This window comes from Sphingopyxis flava (genome assembly GCF_900168005.1).
Taxonomy (GTDB): Bacteria; Pseudomonadota; Alphaproteobacteria; order Sphingomonadales; family Sphingomonadaceae; genus Sphingopyxis; species Sphingopyxis flava.
This window is the reverse complement of the sequence record NZ_FUYP01000038.1, coordinates 1-20448: the sequence shown is the minus strand read 5'-3', so window position 1 is coordinate 20448 and position 20448 is coordinate 1. Positions and strand designations below refer to the sequence as shown.

Annotated in this window: 32 protein-coding genes; 2 read left to right on the top strand and 30 right to left on the bottom strand. The window is 63.7% G+C overall.

Annotated elements, in window-relative coordinates; translation table 11 throughout:
- Window positions 1–366: 366 nt before the first annotated feature.
- The gene (locus B5X69_RS18455) at window positions 367–864 is read right to left on the bottom strand and encodes an outer membrane protein assembly factor BamE (RefSeq protein ID WP_079640020.1); all 498 of its coding nucleotides are present in this window, start codon (window positions 862–864) and stop codon (window positions 367–369) included.
- A gap of 214 nt (window positions 865–1078) precedes the next feature.
- Here B5X69_RS18455 and B5X69_RS18450 point away from each other — a divergent pair, with 214 nt between their 5' ends.
- Both B5X69_RS18450 and B5X69_RS18445 read left to right on the top strand, forming a co-directional pair.
- Window positions 1079–1609: a ubiquinol-cytochrome C chaperone family protein gene (locus B5X69_RS18450; RefSeq protein WP_079640019.1), complete on the top strand. Its 531-nt coding sequence runs from the start codon at window positions 1079–1081 to the stop codon at window positions 1607–1609.
- Window positions 1606–2130 (top strand): YceD family protein, encoded by a 525-nt coding sequence (locus B5X69_RS18445; protein WP_079640018.1) that lies wholly within the window; start codon window positions 1606–1608, stop codon window positions 2128–2130. Before B5X69_RS18450 ends, B5X69_RS18445 begins: the two co-directional genes overlap by 4 nt.
- On the opposite strand, the gene B5X69_RS18440 is transcribed toward B5X69_RS18445, so the two are convergent.
- From B5X69_RS18440 to rpsL, 29 genes are all read right to left on the bottom strand, one after another.
- On the bottom strand, window positions 2127–2831 hold the full coding sequence (locus B5X69_RS18440; protein ID WP_079640017.1) for an SRPBCC family protein: 705 nt from the start codon (window positions 2829–2831) through the stop codon (window positions 2127–2129). The genes B5X69_RS18445 and B5X69_RS18440 overlap by 4 nt on opposite strands.
- A 184-nt stretch (window positions 2832–3015) precedes the next feature.
- Entirely contained in the window at window positions 3016–3669 is a 654-nt protein-coding gene (locus B5X69_RS18435; protein ID WP_079640023.1) for an adenylate kinase, read from the bottom strand.
- Window positions 3670–3721: 52 nt separating this feature from the next.
- Window positions 3722–5095, bottom strand: coding sequence for a preprotein translocase subunit SecY (gene secY / locus B5X69_RS18430; protein ID WP_079640016.1), 1374 nt, complete (start codon window positions 5093–5095; stop codon window positions 3722–3724).
- Between the two features lie 267 nt (window positions 5096–5362).
- On the bottom strand, window positions 5363–5848 hold the full coding sequence (gene rplO, locus B5X69_RS18425; RefSeq protein ID WP_217699155.1) for a 50S ribosomal protein L15: 486 nt from the start codon (window positions 5846–5848) through the stop codon (window positions 5363–5365).
- A gap of 57 nt (window positions 5849–5905) precedes the next feature.
- Window positions 5906–6112 (bottom strand): DUF1737 domain-containing protein, encoded by a 207-nt coding sequence (locus B5X69_RS18420; protein WP_079640014.1) that lies wholly within the window; start codon window positions 6110–6112, stop codon window positions 5906–5908.
- Window positions 6113–6118: 6 nt separating this feature from the next.
- Window positions 6119–6304 carry a 50S ribosomal protein L30 gene (gene rpmD / locus B5X69_RS18415; protein ID WP_079640013.1) on the bottom strand — a complete coding sequence of 62 codons (186 nt, stop codon included), beginning with the start codon at window positions 6302–6304 and terminating at the stop codon, window positions 6119–6121.
- A 4-nt stretch (window positions 6305–6308) separates the two neighbouring features.
- Window positions 6309–7001 carry a 30S ribosomal protein S5 gene (gene rpsE / locus B5X69_RS18410; RefSeq protein WP_079640022.1) on the bottom strand — a complete coding sequence of 231 codons (693 nt, stop codon included), beginning with the start codon at window positions 6999–7001 and terminating at the stop codon, window positions 6309–6311.
- Window positions 7002–7003: 2 nt separating this feature from the next.
- Window positions 7004–7357 (bottom strand): 50S ribosomal protein L18, encoded by a 354-nt coding sequence (rplR, locus tag B5X69_RS18405; RefSeq protein WP_053555871.1) that lies wholly within the window; start codon window positions 7355–7357, stop codon window positions 7004–7006.
- 3 nt (window positions 7358–7360) lie between these two features.
- Window positions 7361–7894, bottom strand: a complete 534-nt coding sequence (gene rplF, locus B5X69_RS18400; RefSeq protein WP_079640012.1) for a 50S ribosomal protein L6 — start codon at window positions 7892–7894, stop codon at window positions 7361–7363.
- Window positions 7894–8298: a 30S ribosomal protein S8 gene (rpsH, locus tag B5X69_RS18395; RefSeq protein WP_053555869.1), complete on the bottom strand. Its 405-nt coding sequence runs from the start codon at window positions 8296–8298 to the stop codon at window positions 7894–7896. Before rpsH ends, rplF begins: the two co-directional genes overlap by 1 nt.
- Before the next feature lie 12 nt (window positions 8299–8310).
- Window positions 8311–8616: a 30S ribosomal protein S14 gene (gene rpsN / locus B5X69_RS18390; protein ID WP_053555868.1), complete on the bottom strand. Its 306-nt coding sequence runs from the start codon at window positions 8614–8616 to the stop codon at window positions 8311–8313.
- Window positions 8617–8668: 52 nt separating this feature from the next.
- A complete protein-coding gene (gene rplE, locus B5X69_RS18385) occupies window positions 8669–9247 on the bottom strand; it encodes a 50S ribosomal protein L5 (RefSeq protein WP_079640011.1) in 579 nt (192 codons plus the stop codon).
- Window positions 9240–9557: a 50S ribosomal protein L24 gene (gene rplX / locus B5X69_RS18380; protein WP_053555866.1), complete on the bottom strand. Its 318-nt coding sequence runs from the start codon at window positions 9555–9557 to the stop codon at window positions 9240–9242. The genes rplE and rplX overlap by 8 nt, the downstream gene beginning before the upstream one ends.
- Before the next feature lie 2 nt (window positions 9558–9559).
- On the bottom strand, window positions 9560–9928 hold the full coding sequence (rplN, locus tag B5X69_RS18375; RefSeq protein WP_053555865.1) for a 50S ribosomal protein L14: 369 nt from the start codon (window positions 9926–9928) through the stop codon (window positions 9560–9562).
- 59 nt (window positions 9929–9987) lie between these two features.
- Window positions 9988–10272 carry a 30S ribosomal protein S17 gene (gene rpsQ, locus B5X69_RS18370; protein ID WP_079640010.1) on the bottom strand — a complete coding sequence of 95 codons (285 nt, stop codon included), beginning with the start codon at window positions 10270–10272 and terminating at the stop codon, window positions 9988–9990.
- Window positions 10273–10283: 11 nt separating this feature from the next.
- Window positions 10284–10487 carry a 50S ribosomal protein L29 gene (gene rpmC / locus B5X69_RS18365; protein WP_053555863.1) on the bottom strand — a complete coding sequence of 68 codons (204 nt, stop codon included), beginning with the start codon at window positions 10485–10487 and terminating at the stop codon, window positions 10284–10286.
- 5 nt (window positions 10488–10492) lie between these two features.
- The gene (gene rplP, locus B5X69_RS18360) at window positions 10493–10924 is read right to left on the bottom strand and encodes a 50S ribosomal protein L16 (RefSeq protein ID WP_053555862.1); all 432 of its coding nucleotides are present in this window, start codon (window positions 10922–10924) and stop codon (window positions 10493–10495) included.
- An 11-nt stretch (window positions 10925–10935) separates the two neighbouring features.
- Entirely contained in the window at window positions 10936–11643 is a 708-nt protein-coding gene (gene rpsC / locus B5X69_RS18355) for a 30S ribosomal protein S3 (RefSeq protein ID WP_053555861.1), read from the bottom strand.
- A gap of 1 nt (window position 11644) precedes the next feature.
- Entirely contained in the window at window positions 11645–12025 is a 381-nt protein-coding gene (gene rplV / locus B5X69_RS18350; RefSeq protein WP_053555860.1) for a 50S ribosomal protein L22, read from the bottom strand.
- Entirely contained in the window at window positions 12025–12300 is a 276-nt protein-coding gene (gene rpsS / locus B5X69_RS18345) for a 30S ribosomal protein S19 (protein WP_037556370.1), read from the bottom strand. Before rpsS ends, rplV begins: the two co-directional genes overlap by 1 nt.
- A 3-nt stretch (window positions 12301–12303) precedes the next feature.
- Window positions 12304–13140, bottom strand: a complete 837-nt coding sequence (gene rplB, locus B5X69_RS18340; RefSeq protein WP_079640009.1) for a 50S ribosomal protein L2 — start codon at window positions 13138–13140, stop codon at window positions 12304–12306.
- 22 nt (window positions 13141–13162) lie between these two features.
- The gene (locus B5X69_RS18335) at window positions 13163–13471 is read right to left on the bottom strand and encodes a 50S ribosomal protein L23 (RefSeq protein ID WP_079640008.1); all 309 of its coding nucleotides are present in this window, start codon (window positions 13469–13471) and stop codon (window positions 13163–13165) included.
- Window positions 13464–14090, bottom strand: a complete 627-nt coding sequence (gene rplD, locus B5X69_RS18330; RefSeq protein ID WP_079640007.1) for a 50S ribosomal protein L4 — start codon at window positions 14088–14090, stop codon at window positions 13464–13466. Before rplD ends, B5X69_RS18335 begins: the two co-directional genes overlap by 8 nt.
- Window positions 14091–14092: 2 nt before the next feature.
- Complete coding sequence (gene rplC / locus B5X69_RS18325) at window positions 14093–14866, bottom strand: 50S ribosomal protein L3 (RefSeq protein ID WP_079640021.1); 774 nt, start codon at window positions 14864–14866, stop codon at window positions 14093–14095.
- A gap of 300 nt (window positions 14867–15166) precedes the next feature.
- Entirely contained in the window at window positions 15167–15478 is a 312-nt protein-coding gene (rpsJ, locus tag B5X69_RS18320; RefSeq protein WP_003042199.1) for a 30S ribosomal protein S10, read from the bottom strand.
- A gap of 148 nt (window positions 15479–15626) precedes the next feature.
- Entirely contained in the window at window positions 15627–16817 is a 1191-nt protein-coding gene (gene tuf / locus B5X69_RS18315) for an elongation factor Tu (protein ID WP_079640006.1), read from the bottom strand.
- Between the two features lie 154 nt (window positions 16818–16971).
- On the bottom strand, window positions 16972–19065 hold the full coding sequence (gene fusA / locus B5X69_RS18310; protein ID WP_079640005.1) for an elongation factor G: 2094 nt from the start codon (window positions 19063–19065) through the stop codon (window positions 16972–16974).
- A gap of 98 nt (window positions 19066–19163) precedes the next feature.
- Entirely contained in the window at window positions 19164–19634 is a 471-nt protein-coding gene (gene rpsG, locus B5X69_RS18305; RefSeq protein ID WP_053555853.1) for a 30S ribosomal protein S7, read from the bottom strand.
- A gap of 71 nt (window positions 19635–19705) precedes the next feature.
- Window positions 19706–20077: a 30S ribosomal protein S12 gene (gene rpsL, locus B5X69_RS18300; protein ID WP_053555852.1), complete on the bottom strand. Its 372-nt coding sequence runs from the start codon at window positions 20075–20077 to the stop codon at window positions 19706–19708.
- Between the last annotated feature and the right edge of the window lie 371 nt (window positions 20078–20448).

Sequence of the window (20448 nt, the reverse complement as noted above, 5' to 3'; positions counted from 1 at the left end):
TCGATCCCACGCGATGAAATAGACGCAGCGGAGGCACTCGGCCTGCTCAAACGCCCGCTGCCGCCAACGATTGATCTTCCCCAAGAACAACATCGTCACGAATAAGAGCGGCTAGCTGACCAATCGAACGGTTGCTCGATGCGATCGACTGGAATCGCTTTCTGCGATTGGGGCTGACGGCTGCGGAACGCATGACCAATACGCATATTGGTGCCCATGATCGCTATATGCCGGCACTCTTCAGCGATTTCTATCGGCGAAAACCGGCGTGCCATGCATCTGGCTAGATGACCACTACAATCTCAGATGGACACTGCAAGCGAGTTATAACAAAGCTGTGCCCGCGAAAGCGGAGGCGTCGAGCCGCTACGGGCCTGTATTGCCGCCGGTATTCCCGCCCATGCCGGCAGCGCCCACCGCGCCAATATTGCCGAAGATGTCGTCAAAGAAGCTGCGATGACGGCCAAGGGTCGGCGTCTTGTCGCCTTCCGGGCTTATCTTGCTCACCAGTTCCAGACCGGTCTTGTCCACGGCGACGACATTGCCGGCGGGATCGAAGCGGACGCGCAGCACCTGCTGCGAAACGGGGCGCGGATTGGCGAAGGCGAGCTGGCGCGTCTCGCGCGAGACATAATAATATTCATTGTCGCTGAACTGGCCGACGAAGGTCGGGCGGCCCAGCGTCTTTTCGACCGATTCGCGGTTGTCGACACCCGGCGCAATCGCAGCGGTGAGGACCGGATCGACGACATAACCTTGCCGCCCGCGAAGCTGGGTGCAGCCACTGACGGCGAGCGCCACGATCAGCCCGGCGGTGACCAGAGACAGGCGCTGGGGGGCAAAAACAGACGTGGCATTGGGCATTCGATCTTCTCCGTCGCGCAGGCCCTGCCTGGCCTCGCCCTGGCCGCCCGCCCCGGCGGCCGGCAGCAGTCGCTGCGCATGTCACGCGCCTCTTAACCGCAAGCGGGCAGGGCGCACAAGCCGCTTGTGGGCAGGCAAAGCTTGCTGGAAGCTGACCGGAGCCGACGCCAGCTCCCCCTTTCCGCCGCGCGCGATTGGGCCTAAGCGACGCATCATGATTTCGCTACGCAAGCTGTTCCGTCCCGGCCCCGACCCGCGCGAAGTGCGCCGCCCGCTCTGGAACGCCGTGGTCGCCGCCGCCCGCGCGCCGCACTGGTACGAGGAAGGCGAGGTTCCCGACACGCTCGACGGACGGTTCGACATGGTCAGTCTTATCCTCGCACTCGTCCTCCTGCGCATCGACGACGATCCCGGCCAGACGCTCGCCGGGGTCCAGCTGACCGAACTTTTCGTATCCGACATGGACGGGCAGATGCGCCAGATCGGCTTTGGCGACATGGTGGTCGGAAAGCAGGTCGGACGGATGGTCGGCGCGCTCGGCGGCCGGCTCGGCGTCTATCGTGCACCCGACGGGTCGGACGAACTGCGCGCGGCGCTGGTGCGCAATCTTTGGCGCGGCAAGCCGCCCGCAGACGGCGCACTCGACCATGTCGCCAACGAGGTGGCCGCGCTGCGCGCCGCGCTCGCCGCCCTGCCCGTCGAGGCGTTGATCGCCGCCGACCAGCTCCCGGGAGCCCGCGCATGATACCGTCCGAATTCCCCTATATTGTGACTCTCGCTGACGCAGCGCAGGGCCGGCGGATTGCGATCGAAGCAAACACCGAGGCGCGCGCCCGAATTGCGGCGCGGCTGGGCCTCGTCCAGCTTGATCGCTTCGTGCTGACCGCCCAAGTGCGCGCAGTCGCAGGCGGTATCGCAGCGACGGGGTCTATAGCTGCCGACGCAGTCCAGCGCTGCGCCGCGACCGACCTGCCGGTGCCCGCGGCGATTGCCGAGGATTTCGACCTGCGCTTTCTCCGCGACGCCGTAGCCGAGGTGAGCGGCGAGGAGGAGGTCGAAATCGACAGCGCCGATTGCGACATATTGCCGCTCGACGGGGACCGCACGGACCTCGGCGAAGCGGCGGTGCAGACCCTGTCGCTCGCGCTCGACCCCTTTCCGCGCCACCCTGACGCCGACCGCATTCTCGCCGAAAAGGGCGTGCTCAGCGAGGAGCAGGCAGGTCCCTTCGCAGCGCTCGCAGCGCTGCGAGACAAAGACGCTTAGCGGGGCCGTTCGGCGCGGTCGGCGCCCGTCGCGGCGGCGTCGCTCAGCAGATCGGCCATCGCGTCGTCGAGGCCCGGTTCGGACTTTTCAGGCTCCGGGCGTTCGTCGGTTGCGCCGGCCGGGGAGCCCTCGCGGGCCTTCTCGCCCCGCGCAGCCGGCAGATTGCCGCCGAGCGCTGCTGCGAGACCGCGAAGCTGCTCGGCGATCACCTCGTCGACGGCGGGCGCGAGTTCGGCGATCTTGAAGCGCATATAGCCACCCAAGACATAATCGAAGCGGATCGCAGCGCCTGCATCGGTCTTTTTGATCTGGATCGTCAGCGTTCCGGTCACCGCCTCGCCCTGCAGCGGCCCAAGGGCGCCCGACAGACGCATCATCTCGTTCGGCTTTGCAAAGATGATCCGCGCATGCTGGACACTGCCCACGGCGCCGCCGTCGCCGGGCAGCTTCTCGCAGAAGCAGCCCCCCGCTTGCGAATCGAGCCAGAAATTGGCCGAGTCGCCTGACCAGCTATGGGCTTTCGACCACCATTTTTCGGGCGTGCGGAGCATGTTCCACACCTCCTCAGGCGTCGCAGCGACCTGCGCGCTGTGGGCGACGGTAAAGCCGATCTCGCTCTGATCGATAACCTTCGTGTGTGCGGGCAATGCGATCAGCGCGGCCGCAAGCGTCAACCCGGCGACAGAAGCCTTGCGTTTCATATTCGTCCCCTTTGCTCAAGCAGAACCTGATTTCCGCCAGCCTTGCCCTGAGCCTTTCAGGCCGAGCCGCGATCGCGCGCGCCGAAACACTGCGCGAGCGCCCGCAGTTTCGCCTTTCTCTGCGCGTTCCAACAGGGATGACCCGCATGCCGTCCGCCGGCCGACAGACGAATGCCTCCGCCGGTCAGCCCGCGGTCGCAAGAACCGTTTCGATCGCGTCGTTGACCTCGTCGATCGGCGCCATGCCGTCGACCCGGGTGACGATCCCGCGCGCGTCATAAATCGGCAGGATAGGCGCGGTCTTGGCGCGATATTCGGCCATGCGCGTGCGCACTGTTTCTGCATTGTCGTCGGGACGCCGCTTGAACTCCTGGCTGCCGCAAACATCGCACATGTCCGCCACCGTGGGGAGCTTGTAGCGATCGTGATAGCCTTCCCCGCACTTCGCGCAGGAGAAGCGGCCCGTGATGCGGTCGATGAGCGCATCCTCGTCGACGACCAGCTCGATCACATGGTCAAGTTTACGGCCGCGGGCCGCCAGGATGTCGTCGAGGGCCTCTGCCTGTGCGGCGGTACGCGGATAACCGTCGAAGATCACCGACACGTCACCGCCCAGCGCATCGAGCCTTTCACCGATCAGTCCCGACACGATCTCGTCCGATACGAGCTCGCCTGCGTCCATCACCGCCTTGGCCTGCAGGCCGATCGGGGTTCCAGCCTTGACGGCAGCGCGCAGCATATCGCCGGTCGAAAGCTGGACCATGCCATGCTCGTCCTCAAGGCGCGACGCCTGCGTTCCCTTGCCCGCCCCCGGCGGGCCCAGCAAAATGATGTTCAGCGTCATGAAAGCCCCTGTTTTCCGTTCCGTCCAGGTGGCCCTAACCGACAGGTCAGCGCCGCGCAACGCCACCCTTCAATTTGGCTTTCTTGATCAGGTCGCCATATTGATGCGCGAGCATGTGGCTTTGGATCTGCGTGATCGTATCGATCGTGACGTTGACGATGATCAGCAGGCTGGTTCCGCCAAGCTGGAAGGGCAGGCCCGACTGCGCGATAAAATATTCAGGCACGAGACAGATTAGCGCCAGATAAGCCGCCCCGATCACTGTGATACGCGTCAGCACGAAGTCGAGATAGGCGGCCGTGTTCTTGCCGGGGCGAATGCCAGGAATGAAACCGTTCTGACGCTTCAGATTGTCTGCGGTTTCCTCGGGATTGAAGACAACGGCAACGTAGAAGAAGCAGAAGAAGATGATCCCGACGGCATAGAGCGCCATGTAAAGCGGCTGGCCATGCGCGAGATACTGATTGAGCGTGATCAGGAAATCACCCCAGGCCGAATCGCCCTGAACATTCTGCCCCATCATCTGGGTAACCGTGAGCGGCATGAGCAGCAGCGAAGAGGCGAAGATCGGCGGAATGACCCCCGAGGTGTTGACCTTCAGCGGCAGGTGGCTGCGGTCGGCCTGCATCCCGCCGCGCTGGGTCGCGCGCTTCGGATACTGGACGAGAACGCGGCGCTGCGCGAGCTCCATGAAGGCGATAAAGGCGATGATCGCGACAGCGCCGCCGACCACGGCAAGGATTGTGCCGCCTCCCATCGAGCCTTCGCGCACCTGGGTGAACATCTGGGCGAAGCTGCGCGGCAGCTGGGCCAGAATGCCGGCCATGATGATCAGCGAGACGCCATTGCCGATACCGCGGCTGGTGATCTGCTCACCGAGCCACATCAGGAAAAGCGTACCACCCACGATGCTGATGACCGCGCCGATCCGGAACAGCATACCCGGGTCGACGACCGCGGCGACACCCTGACTCGCTCCGAGCGTTTCGAGTCCGGCGGCGATGAAATAGCCCTGGATCGCGGTCAGCGCGACCGTGCCATAGCGTGTATACTGGTTGAGTTTCTTGCGGCCGCTCTCGCCCTCTTTCTTGAGGGCAGCGAGGCTCGGCGACAGCGCCGCTGCGAGCTGCACGACGATCGACGCGGTGATATAGGGCATGACGCCGAGCGCGATAATGCTCATGCGCTCCAGGCTGCCGCCCGAGAATGTATTGAAGATGTCGAGGACGCCGCCCGAGGCAGCCTGGCTGTAAAGCTGCGAGAGAGCCACGGGGTCGACGCCAGGCAGCGGCACGTAGGAGAGGAAGCGAAACACGATCAGCGCACCGATCGTGAACCAGATGCGGTTCTTGAGCTCGGTCGCCTGACCGAACTTCGAAAAGTTCAGGCTGGATGCAAACTGGTCGGCGCGAGAGGCCATGGGTAGTTTCCTCAGGAATGTCCGGACCGCGCCCCCCGCGACCCGGCGCCTATGTGCGTTCGACGGTCGCGAAGCGCAAGGGGAAAGGCCCTACATAAGCGGTCGATCGGTACAGAACACCCGCTTTCATTGTCCGTTCGCGCCAGGAAGTCGAGAGCTCTTTCAGGCTTTCGCTGTCCGGGAGCGGTCCGAATGCGCTCGCCACGAACGGGATATAGCTTCTGTCCCATGACGAAGGGCGGACCCCCGCGGATCCGCCCTTGTCTATTACTCGGCCTTTGCTTCTTCCGCAGCCGCTGCGGGAAGCTCCACCTTGCCGCCGGCCTTCTCGACCGCCGCAATTGCACCCTTCGATGCGCCGGCGACAGCGAAGCTCAGCTTGGTGGTCAGTTCGCCCTTGGCGAGGAGGCGGACACCGTCCTTGCCACCACGCGCCACGCCAGCCGCCTTGAGTGCGGCATGGTCGACGGTCGCCTTGGGATCGAGCTTCTTCGCATCAACCAGCTTCTGAATCTGACCAAGGTTCACGATCGCGAAATCCTTGCCGAAGATGTTGTTGAAGCCGCGCTTCGGGATGCGCATGTGAAGCGGCATCTGGCCGCCTTCGAAGCCGTTGATCGACACGCCCGAGCGGCTCTTCTGGCCCTTCTGGCCGCGGCCGCCGGTTTTACCCTTGCCCGAACCGATGCCGCGTCCGACGCGCATCCGGCCCTTGCGGGCGCCCTTATTGTCACGAAGATCGTTAAGCTTGATAGTCATATTTGCACTCGCTTTCGCTATGTTCGCGCGGGGGACCGATTCTGAAGGAAATCAGTCCGGTTCAATTTCACTCGACGGTTGAAAGCCGGGATAGGGCCCCGCCTTTTCCATCACGATGGCCTGGGCGACATAGCCGCGACCCTCAACATTGGTAATCGACGGGCTGCCGTGAAGCTGCCACCCCCGGTTGAGCAGCCCTTCGACGCGCGCACAAAAGGCGGCGTCGTCGGGACCCGTCAACAGGCGGTAAAGCTTCATCCGCCTTTAGCCCTCGATCACTTCCACCATGTGCGGAACCTTGCGGATCATCCCGCGCACTTCCGGGGTGTCGACCAGTTCGACCTCGCGGTGCATCTTGCCCAAACCGAGGCCGGTTAGGATCTTGCGCTGCTCCTTGGGACGACGGATCGGCGAGCCGATCTGGCGGATCTTGATCTTCTTGTCAGCCATTGTCTTACTCCGTCACCGCCGCGGCTTCGGCCTCGGCAGCACGATCCGATGCACCGCCGCGCTTGATCAGGTCCGAGACCTTCTTGCCGCGACGCTGCGCAACCGACTTCGGGCTGGTCTGTTCGCCCAGCGCCTCGAAGGTCGCGCGGATCATGTTGTAGGGGTTCGAGGTGCCGACCGACTTGGTCACCACGTCGGCAACTCCCAGCGATTCGAACACGGCGCGCATCGGGCCACCGGCGATGATTCCGGTCCCTGCAGGCGCCGAACGGACGGTGACGTTGCCGGCGCCGAAGTGACCGCGGCCGTCATGGTGCAGCGTGCGGCCGTCGCGCAGCGGAACGCGGATCATCGCCTTCTTCGCCGCAGCGGTTGCCTTCGAGATTGCCTCGGGAACCTCGCGCGCCTTGCCGTGGCCGAAGCCCGCGCGGCCCTTGCCGTCGCCGACGACGACGAGCGCGGCGAAACCAAAGCGCTTACCGCCCTTCACCGTCTTCGAGACGCGGTTGATGTGCACGAGCTTTTCAATCAGCTCTTCGCCGCCATCCTCGTCGCGCGGGCGCCGGTCGTCGCGGCGGCCACGGCCACCGTCACGACCCCCGCGACCACCGTCGCGGCCGCCACGGCCACGGCGGGGACCACCGGTGTTTTCGGTCGCCTCGGGGGCGCCTTCGGCGTTCTGAACTTCGTCTGCCATCATTAGAACTCCAATCCGCCTTCGCGCGCCGCGTCGGCCAGCGCCTTGATGCGCCCGTGGAACAGGAAGCCGCCGCGGTCGAATACGACCTGCGTCACGCCCGCCTTCTTGGCGGCAGCGGCGATGCGCTTGCCGACGTCGGCAGCCGCCGCGGTGGTCGCACCGGACTTGCCGCGCACATCCTTGTCGAGCGTCGAGGCCGCGACCAGCGTCGCGCCGGCGGCGTCATCGATGAGCTGCGCATAGATGTGACGGCCCGAACGGTGCACCGACAGGCGCGGACGCCCTGCGGCACGCTGACGGAGCGCGGTGCGGACGCGCTGGCGCCGCTTCTGGAAAGGGGTAAGATGTGCCATGGCTTACTTCTTCTTGCCTTCTTTGCGGAAGATGTACTCGCCGCGATATTTGATGCCCTTGCCCTTATAGGGTTCAGGCTTGCGCCAACGACGGATTTCCGCCGCGACCTGGCCGACCTTCTGCTTGTCGATGCCACTGATCTCGATCGTCGTATTGTCCGGCGTCTTGATCTCGATGCCCTCGGGCACCGCGAAATCGACATCGTGGCTGTAGCCGAGCTGCAGCTTCAGATTTTTCCCCTGCGCGTTAGCGCGATAGCCGACACCGGTGATCTCGAGCACCTTGGTGAAGCCCTCGGTCACACCCGTGACCAAGTTCTGAACCAGTGTGCGCTGCATGCCCCAGAAAGCACGCGCTTCGCGGCTGTCGTTCGCGGGCTGGATCGAGATGCTGCCTTCGGCAACATCATATTTGATGTTGTCGGAAAGCGGCATCGAAAGCGTGCCCTTGGGCCCCTTGACCGACAGCTGTCCGCCGTCGATCGCGGCGCTGACGCCGCTCGGGATCTCCACTGCCTTTTTACCAATGCGGGACATCAGAACACCTCCGCCAGCACTTCGCCGCCGACATTATGTTCGCGGGCTTCGGCGTCCGAGAGAACCCCGCGCGGAGTCGACACGATGGTGATGCCGAGGCCGTTGCGCACGATCGGCAGGTCCTTCGACCCCGAATAGACGCGGCGTCCCGGCTTCGAGACGCGGGCCACGTGGCGGATCGCCGGCTGACCCTCGAAATATTTGAGCTCGATACGGATGCCCTTGTGCTGGCCCTTCGAGCCCAGCGCTTCTTCGCTATAGCCGCGGATATAGCCTTCGCGCTGAAGAACATCGAGAACGCGGACACGCAGCGTCGAAGCCGGCGTCAGGACGCTGTCCTTCTTCGCCTGCTGGCCGTTGCGGATGCGGGTGAGCATGTCACCCAGGGGATCGGTCATTGCCATCTGTTAAGTCCCTTACCAGCTCGACTTCACAACACCGGGGATCAAGCCCTTGTTGGCCAGATCGCGGAGCTGGATACGGCACAGCCGGAATTTGCGATAATAGGCGCGCGGACGGCCCGTCAGCTCGCACCGGTTGCGGATGCGGGTCGGGTTGCCGTTGCGCGGAATTTCCGCCATCTTGAGGCGCGCGATGAGACGCTCGCTATCGTCGAGCGACGTATCTGCCGCAATCGCCTTCAGCTTCGCATAACGGCCGGCATATTTCTTCACCAGCTTCTTGCGACGCTCGTTCTTGTTCACCGAACTCAGTTTCGCCATGACTTAAGTTCTCTTTCCTTGTTGAAAGAGCCTGCCTGGTCCCGCGCGGGGATCAGGCGGCTTCCTTTTCCTGCGCTTCGATCGGGAAGGGGAAGCCGAACAGCCGGAGCAGTTCGCGGGCCTCTTCGTCGGTGCGAGCGGTGGTGGTGACGATCACGTCCATGCCGCGCACCGTGTCGATGCGGTCATAGTTGATCTCGGGGAAGATGATCTGCTCTTTCAGGCCCATGGCATAGTTGCCACGACCGTCGAAGCTCGTCGCCGACACGCCGCGGAAGTCGCGGATGCGCGGCATCGCAATGGTGATCAGCCGGTCGAGAAACTCGTACATGCGTTCACGGCGCAGCGTGACCTTGCAACCGATCGGCATGCCCTCGCGCAGCTTGAACTGAGCGATCGACTTCTTCGCCTTGGTCACGACGGGCTTCTGGCCCGCGATCAGCTCCATTTCGGCGGCCGCGGTCTCGACCTTCTTCTTGTCCTGCACCGCGTCGCCCACGCCCATGTTGAGAGTGATCTTCTCGAGCTTCGGCACTTCCATCGCATTCTTGTAACCGAATTTCTCGGTCATCGCCTTGACGATCTTGTCGTCATAAAGCTTGCGCATGCGCGGGGTATATTTGTCAGCCATTGATCGTCTCCCCGGACTTCACGGCCACGCGGACCTTCTTGCCGTCCTTGGTTTCAAAGCGGACGCGCGTGGGCTTGCCGGTCTTGGGATCGGCCAGCGCAACCTTGCTCGCGAACAGCGGCGCCTCCTTGCGCTCGAGCCCGCCCTGCGGATTCTGCTGGGTCGGCTTGCGGTGGCGCGTGATGATGTTGACGCCCGCGACGACAAGCTTGCCTTCCTTCGGCAGGCTCTGCGTCACTTCGCCGGTCTTGCCCTTGTCCTTGCCGGACAGGACGACGACGGTGTCGCCCTTCTTGATCTTGTTCGCCATGGTCAGAGCACCTCCGGAGCCAGGCTGATGATCTTCATATAGCCCTTCCCGCGCAGTTCGCGGACGACAGGGCCAAAGATACGGGTGCCGATCGGCTCCTCGTTCTTGTTGACGAGCACCGCGGCGTTGCTGTCGAAACGGATGACCGAACCATCGGCGCGGCGTACATCCTTCGCGGTGCGGACGATCACGGCGCGATGCACGTCGCCCTTCTTCACCTTGCCGCGCGGCTGCGCTTCCTTGATCGATACGACGATGACGTCGCCGACGCCGGCAGTGCGGCGCTTCGACCCGCCCAGCACCTTGATGCACTGGACGCGCTTCGCGCCACTGTTGTCGGCGACTTCCAATTGTGACTGCATCTGGATCATCGATGCATTTCCTTCTTGTTTGGCCTACCGGGATGCCCCGGCGGTTCCGTGAACGTCTGTCAACCTTCGGCCGCGGCGGGAGCGGCGGCGCCCGCCGGCTTGCTGTGAGTGTCGACCTTGTCGAGCACCTTCCAGGTCTTCAGCTTCGAGATCGGACGCGTTTCTTCGATGCGGACAATTTCGCCAGCCTTGAAGCTGTTGTCCTCATCATGGGCGTGATATTTCTTCGAGCGGCGGATGATCTTGCCATACAGAGGGTGCTTCACCTTCCGTTCGACCTTCACCACAACGGTCTTGTCGCCCTTGTCGGACACCACCGTGCCGGTCAGAATGCGCTTCGGCATGACGTGTCTCCTTACTTCGCGGCCGAGCGCGCACGCTCGGTCTGCACGGTCTTGATGCGGGCGATCGAACGCCGCACTTCCTTGACCCGCGACGGCTTTTCGAGCTGGCCGGTTGCGGCCTGGAAGCGAAGGTTGAATGCTTCGCGCTTCAGTTCGCCAAGTTCGACGGCCAGCTGGTCGTCGGTCTTCGCCTTGAAATCTTCGGTCTTGGCCATGGCCCTCAACCCTCCAGGTGCGAGGTGTCGCCGAGGCGGGCGACGACCTTCGTCTTGATCGGCAGCTTCATGGCCGCACGCTCGAACGCCAGCGCGGCCACCGGGCCGGGAACGCCGTCGAGCTCGAACAGAATGCGGCCCGGCTTCACGCGAGCGGCCCAGAATTCCGGCGAACCCTTGCCCTTACCCATACGGACTTCGGCAGGCTTCGACGACACGGGGACGTCGGGGAATACGCGGATCCACAAACGGCCCTGGCGCTTGATAGCGCGGCTGATCGCGCGACGGGCCGCCTCGATCTGGCGCGCGGTGATGCGCTCGGGCTCGAGCGCCTTCAGCCCGTAGGAGCCGAAGTTCAGCGCCGTACCGCCCTTGGCGTTGCCGTGGATGCGGCCCTTGAAGGCCTTGCGGAACTTGGTTTTTTTCGGTTGCAGCATGTCAGCAGTCCTTAGCGGCGATCATCGCGCGCCGGGCGCACACCCGACGTCTGCGCGTCGAGCATCAGCCGGTCGGTCGCCATCGGGTCATGACCCAGGATTTCGCCCTTGAAGATCCAGACCTTGATCCCGCACACGCCATAGGCGGTGTGGGCTTCGGCCTCGGCATAGTCGACATTGGCGCGCAGGGTGTGGAGTGGCACGCGGCCTTCGCGGTACCATTCTGTGCGCGCGATCTCCGCGCCGCCGAGACGGCCGGCGCAGTTGATGCGGATCCCCTCAGCGCCGAGACGCATCGCCGACTGCACCGCACGCTTCATCGCGCGGCGGAATGCGACGCGGCGTTCGAGCTGGTCAGCAATACCCTGGCCGACGAGCTTCGCGTCAACCTCGGGCTTGCGGATCTCGACGATGTTCAGCGACACGTCGCTGCCCGTCATCTCGCCCAGCGTCTTGCGCAGCTTTTCGATGTCGGCGCCCTTCTTGCCGATGATGACGCCCGGACGGGCAGCATAGATCGACACGCGGCACAGCTTCGCGGGACGCTCGATCACGACCTTCGAGATCGCGGCCTGCGGCAGCGTCTTGAACACATATTTGCGGATCTTCAGATCCTCGACCAACATGCGCCCATAGTCCTGGCCCTCGGCGAACCAGCGGCTGTCCCAGGTGCGGTTGACCTGCAGGCGCAGGCCGATCGGATTGCTCTTCTGGCCCATCTTACGCCTCTTCTTCCTGTTCGCGCACGACGATGCGGATGCGGCTGAACGGCTTGACGATCCGGGTCGACTTGCCGCGGCCACGCGCGTGCCAGCGCTTCATCGAGATCGACTTGCCCACGCTCGCTTCCTTGACGACGAGTGCGTCAACGTCGAGATTGTGGTTGTTCTCGGCATTCGCGATCGCGCTTGCGAGAACCTTGCGCACGTCAACGGCCATCGCCTTCTTCGAGAAGGCGAGGACGTTCATCGCGTCTTCGACCTTGCGGCCGCGGATCAGTGCGGCGACGAGGTTCAGCTTCTGAGCCGAGCCGCGGATCTGCGTGCCGACCGAGAGCGCTTCATTGTCCGCAACGCGGCGGGGGGACTTTTCCTTGCCCATTAGCGTTTGCCCTTCTTGTCAGCCGCGTGGCCGGGGAAGAAGCGCGTCGGCGCAAATTCACCCAGCTTCATGCCGACCATGTCTTCGTTGACCGACACCGGCACGAACTTGCGGCCGTTGTAGACGTTGAAGGTGAGCCCGACGAACTGCGGCAGGATAGTGGACCGGCGCGACCAGGTCTTGATCGGGGCAGAGCTGCCGCCGTCCTGGGCCGTTTCGGCTTTCTTGAGGAGATGAAGGTCCACGAACGGACCCTTCCAGACCGAGCGAGCCATGGCTTACCTCTTCTTCTTCGCGTGACGCGACCGGATGATCATCTTGTCGGTCGACTTGTTGTGACGGGTCCGGGCGCCCTTGGTCGGCTTGCCCCACGGAGTAACCGGGTGACGGCCGCCCGAGGTGCGGCCTTCACCGCCGCCGTGCGGGTGGTCGACCGGGTTCTTCGCAACGCCGCGGGTCAGCGGGCGCTTGCCGAGCCAGCGGTTACGACCCGCCTTGCCCAGATTGGTGTTCTGGTTGTCGGGGTTCGACACCGCGCCGACCGTGCCCATGCACTCGCCGCGAATGTAGCGCTGTTCGCCCGAACCGAGGCGCACGATCACGAGGCCGCGGTCACGACCGACGACCTGCGCATAGGTCCCCGCCGAGCGGGCGATCTGCCCGCCCTTGCCCGGCTTCATCTCGATATTGTGAACGATCGTCCCGACGGGCATCTGCGACAATTCCATCGCATTCCCCGGCTTTACGTCGGTCTTCTTGCCCGCGACGATCGTGTCGCCGACGCCCAGGCGCTGCGGCGCCAGGATATAGGCGAGTTCACCGTCTTCATATTTGACCAGGGCGATGAACGCCGTGCGGTTGGGGTCATATTCCAGACGCTCGACGGTGGCCGGCATGTCCCACTTGCGACGCTTGAAGTCGATGAAGCGGTACTTCTGCTTGTGGCCGCCGGCGATCCCGCGCGAGGTCACATGGCCCTTGTTGTTGCGGCCACCGGTCTTGCGCTTGCCTTCGGTCAGCGCCTTGACGGGCTTGCCCTTCCACAGCGACGACTTGTCGACGAGGATCAGGCCGCGCTGCGCGGGGCTGGTCGGGTTATAATGTTTGAGTGCCATTTTCTCTGCCTTCCCCTGACGCTCAGACGCCCGTGGTGACGTCGATCGACTGGCCTTCGGCCAGGCGAACAATCGCCTTCTTCACGTCGCTGCGAGTGTAGGGCTTGCCCTTCCAGCGCTTGGTCTTGCCCTTGGTGACGAGCGTATTCACGCCAACCACCTTGACATCGAACAGCGCCTCGACGGCGGCCTTGATGGCGGGCTTGGTCGCATCGTTCGCGACCTTGAACACCACCGCGTTGTTTTCGCTGAGCATCGTCGACTTTTCGGTGATCACCGGAGCGAGGATCACGTCATAGTGACGCGCGTCGACCGTCTTTGCCTTAGCCATTGCAGCGTGCCTCCAGCTTTTCGACCGCCGCGCGGGTCAGGACCAGCGTGTCGGCACGGATGATGTCGTAGACGTTGGCACCGATCGCGGGCAGCGCATCGACGCCGACGATGTTAGCCGACGCCTGAGCGAAGCTGGCATGAACCGCGTCGCCATCGATGAAAAGCGCCCGACCGCCAAGCTCCAGCTTGCCGAGCTTGCCCGCGAGCGCCTTGGTCTTGGCATCCTTGAGCTCGAGCGTGTCGAGGACGACGAGCTTGCCGCCCTTCGCCTTGTCGCTCAGCGCCATCTTGAGGCCGAGAGTGCGGATCTTCTTGTTCAGCGAGTGGCCGAAGGTGCGGGCCCGGGGACCGTGCGCCTTGCCGCCGCCGATGAAGATCGGCGCCTTGCGGTCGCCGTGACGAGCCGTACCGCCACCCTTCTGACGACCGAACTTCTTGCCGGTGCGCGCGACGTCGCTGCGCTCGCGCGCGGCACGGGCGGGACCGCGCCGCTTCTCAAGCTGCCACGCGACAACGCGGTGCAGGATGTCGGCACGCGGATCGACGCCAAAGACGTCATCGCTCAAATCGATGTCGGCGCCAGCCTTGCCATCGAGGGTCTGAACCTTGACCTTCATGATCAGGACTCCTGTGCGCCGTCGGTGGCCACGGTGTCGACGACGGCGTCTTCGGCCGGCGTTTCGACCGGCGCGTCAGCCGGGGCGGTGTTGGTGTTGGCCGCGCTCTTGACGCCCGCCGGATAGGGGGCCTCGGGGTGGCGCGGGAGCTTCACCGCATCGCGAACGAGCAGCCAGCCACCCTTCGAACCCGGGACCGAGCCCTTGACGAAGAGAAGACCGCGCTCGGCGTCGGTGCGGACGACTTCGAGATTCTGCTGGGTGCGATTGCGGGCGCCCATATGGCCAGCCATCTTCTTGTTCTTGAAGACGCGGCCCGGATCCTGGCGGTTACCCGTCGAACCGTGCGCACGGTGGCTGATCGAGACGCCGTGGGATGCGCGCATACCGCCGAAGCCCCAGCGCTTCATCGCACCGGCAAAGCCCTTGCCCTGCGTCACACCCTGGATGTCGACGATCTGGCCAGCGACGAAATGGTCGGCCGACAGTTCAGCGCCCACATCGAGCGTCGCATCGTCGGCGACGCGGAATTCCACAAGCTTGGCCTTGGGTTCGACTTCAGCCTTGCCAAAGGCACCGCGCTGCGGCTTTGCCACATTCTTCGCCTTGGCCGTACCGGCCCCGAGCTGGACGGCCACATAGCCGTCGCGTTCCTTATCGCGCACGGAGACGACCTGGCAGCCTTCGAGGCTCAGGACGGTGACGGGCACATGGCGGCCGTCGTCCTGAAACAGGCGGGTCATCCCCATTTTCTTCGCGATCACGCCAGTGCGCATGATCTTCACTCCTCAACAGAGGCCGGGCGGACCATCCGCACGGCTTGCGGGACCCATCGGGGCATGCCCCGCCGGAACCCTCCCAGCCCATAATTTCGATGCATCGCCCCGTCCGGGCTGAGGTGCCGCCTTCCCGATGGGTTGACGGCGAGACGGGGGACGCAGCCCGGACCATCATGCCCGCGTTGGGGCGGTCCGGCGGTATCCACCCTATCGTCGGTCCGGATCGTTCCGGACTGGTGCCATCGCCGAAGCGTCTGGCCGATAGAGACCCCGGATCAGATCCGGGGCTGTGTTGGCTCAGGCCAACTTGATCTCGACATTTACACCCGCGGCGAGGTCTAGCTTCATTAGCGCATCGACCGTCTGCGGGGTGGGCTGCACAATGTCGAGCAGCCGCTTGTGGGTTCGCACCTCGAACTGCTCGCGCGACTTCTTGTCGACATGCGGACCGCGGTTCACGGTGAATTTCTCGATGCGCGTCGGCAGCGGGATCGGACCGCGAATGAGAGCGCCCGTGCGACGCGCCGTGTCGGCGATGTCGGTCGTGGCCTGATCGAGCACGCGGTGATCAAAGGCCTTCAGGCGAATGCGAATATTCTGCGTTTCCATGACTGTTCCAGTCGAATCCCGTCTGACGATGCGAAAGAGCCGAAATGGCCTGTCCCGACCCCCGCAGGGAGGCCGGTGAGGCCATCAAAATTCCTTAAAAGCTACGAGCCGCGCGACTCAACCGAATCGCGCGGCTCGCGGCCCTATATTACTTTGTGATCGAGGCGACAACCCCTGCGCCGACCGTGCGGCCACCTTCGCGAATCGCGAAGCGCAGGCCCTGGTCCATGGCGATCGGAGCGATCAGCTTGACCGACAGCTGGACGTTGTCGCCCGGCATGACCATTTCGGTGCCCTCGGGGAGGACAACCTCGCCGGTGACGTCCGTGGTGCGGAAGTAGAACTGCGGACGATAGTTCGCAAAGAACGGCGTGTGACGACCGCCCTCATCCTTCGACAGGACGTAGACTTCCGAGGTGAATTCGGTGTGCGGCGTGATCGAGCCGGGCTTGGCGAGAACCTGGCCACGCTCGACTTCCTCACGGCCGACGCCGCGGATCAGCGCACCGATGTTGTCGCCGGCTTCGCCCTGGTCGAGCAGCTTGCGGAACATTTCGACGCCGGTGACGACGGTCTTCTTGGTGTCCTTGATGCCGACGATCTCGACTTCTTCACCAACCTTGATCACGCCGGTTTCGACACGGCCGGTGACGACGGTGCCGCGACCCGAGATCGAGAACACGTCCTCGATCGGCATCAGGAAGGGCTTGTCAAGCGGACGCTCAGGCTGCGGAATCCAGCTGTCGACGGCTTCCATCAGCTTCAGGATGGCTTCCTTGCCGATGTTGTCGTCGCGGCCTTCGAGGGCAGCGAGAGCCGAACCCGCGATGATCGGAATATTGTCGCCGTCGAAGTCGCGCTTCGAAAGCTCTTCGCGGATTTCGAGTTCGACGAGCTCGAGCAGCTCGGGGTCGTCGAGCTGGTCGACCTTGTTGAGGAATACGACCATGGTCGGAACGCCGACCTGCTTCGCGAGCAGAATGTGCTCCTTGGTCTGCGGCATCGGGCCGTCAGCGGCCGACACGACGAGGATCGCACCGTCCATCTGGGCGGCGCCGGTGATCATGTTCTTCACATAGTCGGCGTGGCCCGGGCAGTCGACGTGCGCATAGTGGCGCGCATCGGTTTCATATTCGATGTGCGCGGTCGAGATGGTGATGCCGCGCTCGCGCTCCTCGGGGGCCTTGTCAATGTTCGCGAAATCGACGGCGGTGCCGCCCTGCATTTCCGAAAGGACCTTCGAGATCGCCGCAGTCAGCGAGGTCTTGCCGTGGTCGACGTGACCGATGGTACCGATGTTGCAGTGCGGCTTCGTCCGCTCAAATTTAGCCTTAGCCATGTTCTTGAACCTTCTTGTTCGATGTTTGGGTTGATCAGTCGTGGACGAGCCCTGCTGAATCAGGCGCCGCCCTTAATCGCTCTTGGCGCGCGGTGCAAGTCCGCGCTCGTTCCGGCCTAAGCCGCGCGGCACAAGTCCGCGCGGCTTTGGTCCATCAGGCCATCTTGGCCTTCACTTCTTCGGCCACGTTGTTCGGTACTTCTTCATAGTGCGAGAACTGCATCGTGTACTGCGCGCGGCCCTGGGTAAACGAGCGCAGCTGATTGACGTAACCGAACATATTGGCAAGCGGGACCATCGCCTCAACCACCTGGGCGTTACCACGGCTGTCGGTGCCCTGGATCTGCCCGCGGCGGCTGTTGAGGTCGCCGATCACGTCGCCCATGAACTCCTCAGGGGTGACGACCTCGACCTTCATCACCGGCTCGAGCAGCTTGATGCCGGCCTTCGCCGCCACTTCGCGCATCGCCGCACGGCCCGCGATTTCGAACGCCAGCGCCGACGAGTCAACGTCGTGGTACGCACCGTCCGTCAGGCGGATCTCGAAGTCGATGATCGGGAAGCCGATCATATGACCATTCTCAGCCGCTTCGCGCATGCCCTTTTCGACCGAGGGGATATATTCGCGCGGAATGTTACCGCCCTTGATCTCGTCGATGAAGGTGATGCCCGAACCGCGCTCGCCAGGCGACACGCTGACCTTGACGCGGCCGAACTGGCCGGAACCGCCCGACTGCTTCTTGTGGGTGTAGTCGACATCGACAGGCTTCGCGAGCGACTCGCGATAGGCAACCTGCGGCGCACCGACATTCGCCTCGACCTTGAACTCCCGCTTCATGCGGTCGACGAGGATGTCGAGGTGAAGCTCGCCCATGCCCTTGATGATCGTCTGGCCCGATTCATGGTCGGTCGAAACGCGGAACGAGGGGTCCTCGGCAGCGAGGCGGTTGAGCGCGATGCCCATCTTCTCCTGGTCGGCCTTGGTCTTGGGTTCGACCGACAGCTCGATCACCGGCTCGGGGAATTCCATGCGCTCAAGGATGATCGGCGCGTTGGTCGCGCAGAGCGTGTCCCCGGTCGTGGTTTCCTTGAGGCCAGCAAGCGCGACGATGTCACCCGCATAGGCCTCCTCGATGTCCTCGCGGCTGTTCGCGTGCATCAGGAGCATGCGGCCGATCTTCTCGCGCTTGTCCTTCACCGAGTTCAGATAGCTGCCCTTGGTGAGGGTGCCCGAATAGATGCGTGCGAAGGTCAGCGAGCCGACGAACGGGTCGTTCATGATCTTGAACGCCAGAAGCGACAGCGGCGCCGAGTCCGACGTCGCGCGCGTGTCGGGCTCATCGTTCGCCGGGTTGATGCCCTGCACGTCGGGAATGTCGAGCGGGCTCGGCAGATAGTCAACGACCGCGTCGAGAAGCGCCTGCACGCCCTTGTTCTTGAACGACGAGCCGCACAGCACCGGCACGAACGCCTGCGCCAGCGTGCCCTTGCGGATCAGCGCCTTCAGCGTCGCCACATCGGGAAGAGTGCCTTCCAGATAGGCTTCCATTGCTTCGTCGTCCTGCTCGACGGCAAGCTCGACCAGCTTCTCGCGATATTCGGCGGCCTTGTCCTTAAGGTCGGCAGGAATTTCTTCATAGAAGAATTCCGCGCCCAAGCTCTCATCCTTCCAGATGATCGCGCGCTCGTTGACGAGGTCGACGAGACCGACGAAATCGCTCTCGGCGCCGATCGGCAGATAGAGGACGGCCGGGGTTGCGCCCAGGCGATCGATGATCGTCTGCACGCAGTAATAGAAGTTCGCGCCGGTGCGGTCGAGCTTGTTGATGTAGCACATGCGCGGCACACCGTATTTTTCGGCCTGACGCCACACGGTTTCCGACTGGGGCTCGACGCCGGCAACGCCGTCGAACGCGGCGACCGCGCCGTCGAGGACGCGAAGCGAGCGCTCGACCTCGATGGTGAAGTCGACGTGGCCGGGGGTGTCGATGATGTTCAGGCGATGCTCAGGACCATTGCCCTCGTCCGTCTTCCAGAAACAGGTCGTCGCCGCGGACGTGATGGTGATGCCGCGTTCCTGTTCCTGTTCCATCCAGTCCATTGTCGCGGCGCCGTCATGCACTTCGCCGATCTTGTAGGACTTGCCGGTGTAATAGAGAATGCGCTCGGTCGTGGTGGTCTTGCCGGCGTCGATGTGCGCCATGATACCGAAATTGCGATAGCGTTCGAGCGGATGGCTGCGGGCCATGATTTTTTCCTCGGGTTTTGGGGGAGGCTTGGGGGGCCGCCCCCGGTATAGGACGTTTCCTTGCGATTACGAGACGCGGGGAAGCGTCGCGCAGGCGCTTACCAGCGATAGTGACTGAAAGCGCGGTTTGCTTCGGCCATGCGGTGCGTGTCTTCGCGCTTCTTCACCGCGTTGCCGCGGTTATTCGACGCATCGAGCAGTTCGCCCGACAGACGCGCGGCCATCGTGGTTTCACTGCGGTTGCGCGCCGCGGCGATCAGCCAGCGGATCGCGAGCGCCTGCGCGCGGTCGGGTCGAACCTCGACGGGGACCTGATAGGTCGCGCCACCGACGCGGCGGCTGCGCACTTCGATGTTCGGGCGGATGTTCGCCAGCGCTTCGTGGAAGACGCTCAGCGGTTCCTTCTTGGCGCGGGCTTCGACCGACTCGAGCGCACCATAGACGATGCGTTCGGCGACGGACTTCTTCCCGTCCAGCATGACGCTGTTCATGAATTTCGACAGCACGACATCCCCGAAACGGGGATCGGGCAGGATTTCGCGGCGTTCAGGACGACGACGACGAGCCATGGGATATTCCTTTGCAACAGCATCCCGGCGCAGCGCGCAGCGGGATGATCAAATAGCCGAAAAAGCGGTCCTTACTTCGGACGCTTCGCGCCGTACTTCGAACGGCTCTGCTTGCGGTCCTTCACACCCTGCGTATCGAGCACGCCGCGCAGGACGTGATAACGCACACCGGGAAGGTCGCGCACACGGCCGCCGCGGATCAGCACGACGCTGTGTTCCTGGAGGTTGTGGCCTTCGCCGGGGATGTAGGTAATGACTTCGCGGCTGTTGGTCAGGCGCACCTTCGCAACCTTGCGGAGCGCCGAGTTCGGCTTTTTCGGGGTCGTCGTGTAGACACGGGTGCAAACGCCGCGCTTCTGCGGGTTCGCTTCCATCGCCGGAACCTTGGACTTCACCTTCTGCGGAGTCCGGCCCTTGCGGACCAGCTGGTTGATCGTGGGCATGAATGCTTCACCTTTATGTGTCCGCCCATCGGAGCGAACGGTTACTCTACCGCGGTGGATGAAGCTCCGGCCCAACCCGCCAAAAACGGCGGAAAAGCGGCCGACCTGATAACAGCAAAAGACCCCGGCGGATCAGCATGACCCTCCGGAGGCTTCATCCGCGCCAGCAATGTTCAAGCGCTGTTGTGACTCGAAACCGGTGGAAGTCCGCCGCTTTCGAACGGGGCGCCCCTAGCGGCGATTCCCCTGCCGGTCAAGGCCGAAGCAGCTTGCGGTCAGGGCTATCGCATTTGACCGAGGATGGTTTTGGCGAAGGCGTTGGACCATCCGGAGCGTTTGCGTTTTCTCCTGATGGAGATATCGGGTCTTGC

Excerpts from the sequence above, each read along its gene's own strand:
- B5X69_RS18455 (WP_079640020.1), bottom strand. The coding sequence starts at position 864 with ATGCCCAATGCCACGTCTGTTTTTGCCCCCCAGCGCCTGTCTCTGGTC.
- B5X69_RS18450 (WP_079640019.1), top strand. The coding sequence starts at position 1,079 with ATGATTTCGCTACGCAAGCTGTTCCGTCCCGGCCCCGACCCGCGCGAA.
- B5X69_RS18445 (WP_079640018.1), top strand. The coding sequence starts at position 1,606 with ATGATACCGTCCGAATTCCCCTATATTGTGACTCTCGCTGACGCAGCG.
- B5X69_RS18440 (WP_079640017.1), bottom strand. The coding sequence starts at position 2,831 with ATGAAACGCAAGGCTTCTGTCGCCGGGTTGACGCTTGCGGCCGCGCTG.
- secY (WP_079640016.1), bottom strand. The coding sequence starts at position 5,095 with ATGGCCTCTCGCGCCGACCAGTTTGCATCCAGCCTGAACTTTTCGAAG.
- B5X69_RS18420 (WP_079640014.1), bottom strand. The coding sequence starts at position 6,112 with ATGAAGCTTTACCGCCTGTTGACGGGTCCCGACGACGCCGCCTTTTGT.
- rpmD (WP_079640013.1), bottom strand. The coding sequence starts at position 6,304 with ATGGCTGACAAGAAGATCAAGATCCGCCAGATCGGCTCGCCGATCCGT.
- rpsE (WP_079640022.1), bottom strand. The coding sequence starts at position 7,001 with ATGGCAGACGAAGTTCAGAACGCCGAAGGCGCCCCCGAGGCGACCGAA.
- rplR (WP_053555871.1), bottom strand. The coding sequence starts at position 7,357 with ATGGCACATCTTACCCCTTTCCAGAAGCGGCGCCAGCGCGTCCGCACC.
- rplF (WP_079640012.1), bottom strand. The coding sequence starts at position 7,894 with ATGTCCCGCATTGGTAAAAAGGCAGTGGAGATCCCGAGCGGCGTCAGC.
- rpsH (WP_053555869.1), bottom strand. The coding sequence starts at position 8,298 with ATGGCAATGACCGATCCCCTGGGTGACATGCTCACCCGCATCCGCAAC.
- rpsN (WP_053555868.1), bottom strand. The coding sequence starts at position 8,616 with ATGGCGAAACTGAGTTCGGTGAACAAGAACGAGCGTCGCAAGAAGCTG.
- rplE (WP_079640011.1), bottom strand. The coding sequence starts at position 9,247 with ATGGCTGACAAATATACCCCGCGCATGCGCAAGCTTTATGACGACAAG.
- rplX (WP_053555866.1), bottom strand. The coding sequence starts at position 9,557 with ATGGCGAACAAGATCAAGAAGGGCGACACCGTCGTCGTCCTGTCCGGC.
- rplN (WP_053555865.1), bottom strand. The coding sequence starts at position 9,928 with ATGATCCAGATGCAGTCACAATTGGAAGTCGCCGACAACAGTGGCGCG.
- rpsQ (WP_079640010.1), bottom strand. The coding sequence starts at position 10,272 with ATGCCGAAGCGCATTCTGACCGGCACGGTGGTGTCCGACAAGGGCGAC.
- rpmC (WP_053555863.1), bottom strand. The coding sequence starts at position 10,487 with ATGGCCAAGACCGAAGATTTCAAGGCGAAGACCGACGACCAGCTGGCC.
- rplP (WP_053555862.1), bottom strand. The coding sequence starts at position 10,924 with ATGCTGCAACCGAAAAAAACCAAGTTCCGCAAGGCCTTCAAGGGCCGC.
- rpsC (WP_053555861.1), bottom strand. The coding sequence starts at position 11,643 with ATGGGCCAGAAGAGCAATCCGATCGGCCTGCGCCTGCAGGTCAACCGC.
- rplV (WP_053555860.1), bottom strand. The coding sequence starts at position 12,025 with ATGGGCAAGGAAAAGTCCCCCCGCCGCGTTGCGGACAATGAAGCGCTC.
- rpsS (WP_037556370.1), bottom strand. The coding sequence starts at position 12,300 with ATGGCTCGCTCGGTCTGGAAGGGTCCGTTCGTGGACCTTCATCTCCTC.
- rplB (WP_079640009.1), bottom strand. The coding sequence starts at position 13,140 with ATGGCACTCAAACATTATAACCCGACCAGCCCCGCGCAGCGCGGCCTG.
- B5X69_RS18335 (WP_079640008.1), bottom strand. The coding sequence starts at position 13,471 with ATGGCTAAGGCAAAGACGGTCGACGCGCGTCACTATGACGTGATCCTC.
- rplD (WP_079640007.1), bottom strand. The coding sequence starts at position 14,090 with ATGAAGGTCAAGGTTCAGACCCTCGATGGCAAGGCTGGCGCCGACATC.
- rplC (WP_079640021.1), bottom strand. The coding sequence starts at position 14,866 with ATGCGCACTGGCGTGATCGCGAAGAAAATGGGGATGACCCGCCTGTTT.
- rpsJ (WP_003042199.1), bottom strand. The coding sequence starts at position 15,478 with ATGGAAACGCAGAATATTCGCATTCGCCTGAAGGCCTTTGATCACCGC.
- tuf (WP_079640006.1), bottom strand. The coding sequence starts at position 16,817 with ATGGCTAAGGCTAAATTTGAGCGGACGAAGCCGCACTGCAACATCGGT.
- fusA (WP_079640005.1), bottom strand. The coding sequence starts at position 19,065 with ATGGCCCGCAGCCATCCGCTCGAACGCTATCGCAATTTCGGTATCATG.
- rpsG (WP_053555853.1), bottom strand. The coding sequence starts at position 19,634 with ATGGCTCGTCGTCGTCGTCCTGAACGCCGCGAAATCCTGCCCGATCCC.
- rpsL (WP_053555852.1), bottom strand. The coding sequence starts at position 20,077 with ATGCCCACGATCAACCAGCTGGTCCGCAAGGGCCGGACTCCGCAGAAG.